This window comes from Enterobacter cloacae complex sp. GF14B, assembly GCF_004136805.1.
GTDB classification, from domain to species: domain Bacteria; phylum Pseudomonadota; class Gammaproteobacteria; order Enterobacterales; family Enterobacteriaceae; genus Enterobacter; species Enterobacter hormaechei_C.
The window spans coordinates 1-3,699 of the sequence record NZ_QFRV01000165.1 but is presented as its reverse complement, the minus strand read 5'-3'; the positions used below and the strand labels follow the sequence as shown (position 1 = coordinate 3,699).

The following is a 3,699-nucleotide window of genomic DNA, read 5'->3' as shown; positions in this document are numbered from 1 at the left end:
TTTCGACACGGCGGTTCAGCGCACGCCCTTCCGCCGTGTCGTTGGTGGCGACAGGACGGCTTTCACCATAGCCCTGCACCGCAAAACAACTCTCCGGCACGTCGCCGGTATCCCGCATCCAGTCGCGCACCGACTCCGCGCGCTTAAGCGACAGCACCTGGTTGGACTGGTCATCCCCGGTGCTGTCGGTATGGCCCGCCACCACAATCAGCCAGCCGGGCTTCGCCCTGATCCCCACCAGTGAGTTCACCAGCAGCTTTGTTGAGGCGGGTTTAAGCGCCCACTTTCCGGTATCGAACAGTGACATGCTGTCGAGGCGGATGATTTTCGGTACCGGTTCCATGGCGGGAGCTGGTGGCGGCACATACGTGTCAATCGCCTTCTGTAACGCCAGCCACAGACGCTGACCGGGGTAATAGCCCAGCGCATACCTGAGCGGTTCCCCCTGCCGCTGCCAGCGCTCCAGCAGAAGGGCGTCCTGTTTCAGTGCGGCAAGTGACTGCGCCTTCGGCTCATAATGGTTCATGGGGATGGCATACCAGCGCTGTAGATTCATTCCCACCTGGCGGATCAGCGCCGCGTTATTCATGGCAGAAAAACCAAGGGCAGCAAGAACGCAGGCCAGGACCCACACAATGAGACGGCGGGTGCGCTTCCCGCCCTGAACAGGTGCGCAGTAAGGCGTGAGCAACGGTAGTACCGCATCAGGAAAACGACCGGATGCCTCCGCCATTTCGTCTGTCTGCGGCAGAAGCAGGTGTGTCAGGCGACAAAGCCAGAGTGCCCATAAAGACGTATTGCTGGCTGAAGCGCCGCCGCTTTTCAGAGCCACCGCAAACGGGTGGACCGGCGGAAATAACCGATCTTCTTTCGCCAGTTCATCCATAAGAAGGGTGCGCATAAAAGCAAAGCCTTCCCGCAGTACAGGCATCAGCGCCAGACGATTTGCCTGTTGCCAGTCGTCCATAGCCTGTGGCGTCTCATCAACAGGGTAAACAACCGGTTTGTCGCCATGGACAATAACCCACGGGGTTTCAGGGCCGGAAAACTCAGCGCTCAGGATCACCGGCGGAGTGAATCCGGCGATCAGGCTCAGCTGTTTCATCTGCTGGCGCAACGCTTTCAGGGTCGCGCGCAACACCGCTTCATCCTGGTACCCGTCGGGATGGGAGGCATACATAACGGCGATCTGTCCGGCCTGGCGCGGCTGCCGCTCCTGAATATCGCGCACGAAATCACTGAGCCTGCTGACGTCATTCACCCGCAGCCACCAGCCATGCGCTGTTTTACGCAGAGTATGCTCCCCGAACAGGGCATCCAGCCTGTCTCCGCAAACAAGAACAACCGGACCCGCATCAGCAAGTACGGGCAGATCAAAACTAGTCCCGCCATTGCCCTGAGCCTGGCTGAAACGGCTTTTTCGCCGGATCTGCCAGACGGCCAGCGCAACAATGCACAGCGTCATCACGCCTTTAAACAGCGTGCCTGCCGGAATGAAGCCCCACAGAAGCCATAAAAGCGCCGCGGCACCCGCCAGTACGTGGAATATCAGAGAAACCATGACCGATTTACGCATTAATGGGGCAACTCCGGTAACTGCGCGGACAGCAGAGCCTGGAGCCAGAGATGACCGCCCCACCATACGGCACCGGTGATTACCGCCGCCGCCGCGATCCAGAACCAGACAGAGCGCAGCAGGCTGTAACGGTGTTTTCCGGTCCTGCGAACCACCAGAGAAAGGCCGGCATCAAGAGGCGGAACCCGCTCAGCAAGCGCTTTCATTGCCTCTTCACGCTGGGTCTGGCTGACAGAGCCCATGCTGTACAACCCCTGGAATCCCAGCGCGAGCACCCGGTGATAGCAGGTCAGAACGGCCATGTTTGGCGCTGGCTGGCGCAATACTTCCGCAATACGATCCCACAGGGCTTCACCTGCATGCAGCGACCCAAAATAGCGCGCCTGTAGCGGCGCTTTTCGCCAGGCTACCTGGCCCGCATCAGCATCTGCCCCGTCAGGCAGTTTTCTGCTCATGACCACTTCGTCAAGCAGCGCACATTGCGCATAAGAGATATGATCGACACTGGCTTCATCATATCCTGCTCGATCCAGCGCCTCGCGCACGCTTTCCACATGTTTGCAGCAGGTGTCGTACAGCACATTCCCGTCAGGCGTTGTTGCCCCCTGCTTAAGCAGGGTGACGGTGAGCCAGGTCTCCGCCATCAGAGCATCGATATCGGTTTCTTTTCTCATGATCGCAGTACCGCAAACAGTTCAAGTTCAAGCTGTCCCAGCAAAGCAGGCACATAGAACATACAGATCCCCTGCTCCAGCATGTCCCGTGCCGCAGCACTTTCCATGTCCAGCGCGAAGTACTGGTTCTCCATTCGCACCGGTAACGCAGCAGGCACGCGATTCACGGCAATGAGTGGGATCCCCTGCAGCGCAACGGTGGAAATCGCATTCACATCATCCGGGGAACCCGCCTTGCATAATGCCGGGAATTTCTCCGCCACTTGCCAGGCCGGAACGTCAGACCGGACAGAGAGCCAGAGATCGGCTTCTTCACGCAGCCGAATGTCGTGCAGCGAGGCTTTCCAGGTCTGGGCGTCAGGTCGGGACATCTCCAGCGCTATCACACGGGACGGCAGGCTGGCTTCCAGTAAACCGGCGATCAGTTCAAACAGCGGTGGAAACGTCATTTCAGGCCGGGCGTGGTCATAGCCAGGGATTGCGTCCAGATCGCTGTCCAGAGAAAACGTCAGCATACTGCCCGCAAGCCGCGCAAGCTCTGCCCACACCTGTTCCGGATGGCGAGCCGGAAAACGTTCAAACTCGACCAGTACCCTGGCATGAGAGTTAAGCGCATTGAGAAGCCAAAAAAGAGAAACATCCGCCACAGCAAAATCCGCCAGTCGCTCATTACTTTCCCGACGCATAGCCATCAACCGTTGGCGGCGGGAGCGAAGCTGGCGGTTCAGTAACACCAGCCTTTCCCGCATCGCCGGGCTGGCAGAAAACAGGGCCATAGGCGGAATGAATGCCGGATCATGACGCCAGCTCCCCTGTCCGTCCCGGATCAGCCGTGCAACCGGACAGCACTGCCACGACGCGTTATCCTCATGCTCAAAACGGATCGCCAGATTAAAGCGGGCAACAGCGACGGACTCCTCTTCGCTGCCAAACGCATCCTGAACATTGACCCACTCCTCACGATAGCGGAGCGGCCGATCAGCCACTGCCGCTTCCTGGAGCACGTTATTTAACCCGGACTGCATCAACGGCAGGGCAATCACCACCGTAACCGCGTCTGAATGAGGTGATAAATCCAGTTCACGCGGTTCCGGCGGCAGGTCGCTGACTACCGTATCCACCAGCGTGCCATCGGGCAGCCAGAGCCGCAGCTGTGAAATCTGTATCAGACCTGTTTCCAGCAGTCTTTCATCAATTTCAACTCGCTCAACGCCCCATGCAAACGGCGAGGCAAGTGCCGCAACGCCTGTGCTGCGAAAAGTTTCCCAGTCGGACTGTTGCTGGAATTGTTGAGGGGACAGCAACGCCCCCTCGTTCCACAGCGGACGATAAATTTTCATCCCTGCTACCGCCTTACGCTTTCGCTTTCGGCATCTGGCTCACCAGAGACAGGTTCACATCCATGCCTTCCACCTGGAAGTGCGGCACCGCAAACAGCTTCACGCGGAA

At 58.7% G+C, this 3,699-nt stretch carries 4 protein-coding genes; all 4 read right to left on the bottom strand.

The annotated features are described in order from the left end of the window. On the bottom strand, window positions 1-1,576 hold a 1,576-nt coding region (locus DD606_RS24120; protein WP_139158351.1), incomplete at its 3' end, for an OmpA family protein. Then, window positions 1,576-2,250, bottom strand: coding sequence for a type VI secretion system protein TssL, short form (gene tssL, locus DD606_RS24115; protein WP_045895871.1), 675 nt, complete (start codon window positions 2,248-2,250; stop codon window positions 1,576-1,578). The genes tssL and DD606_RS24120, both read right to left, overlap by 1 nt. After that, window positions 2,247-3,590: a type VI secretion system baseplate subunit TssK gene (gene tssK, locus DD606_RS24110; protein WP_045895872.1), complete on the bottom strand. Its 1,344-nt coding sequence runs from the start codon at window positions 3,588-3,590 to the stop codon at window positions 2,247-2,249. The genes tssL and tssK overlap by 4 nt, the downstream gene beginning before the upstream one ends. Before the next feature lie 13 nt (window positions 3,591-3,603). Continuing rightward, a partial coding sequence (locus DD606_RS26570; RefSeq protein WP_232967805.1) for a hypothetical protein occupies window positions 3,604-3,699 on the bottom strand: 96 nt, incomplete at its 5' end.

Excerpts from the sequence above, each read along its gene's own strand:
- tssK (WP_045895872.1), bottom strand. The coding sequence starts at position 3,590 with ATGAAAATTTATCGTCCGCTGTGGAACGAGGGGGCGTTGCTGTCCCCT.
- tssL (WP_045895871.1), bottom strand. The coding sequence starts at position 2,250 with ATGAGAAAAGAAACCGATATCGATGCTCTGATGGCGGAGACCTGGCTC.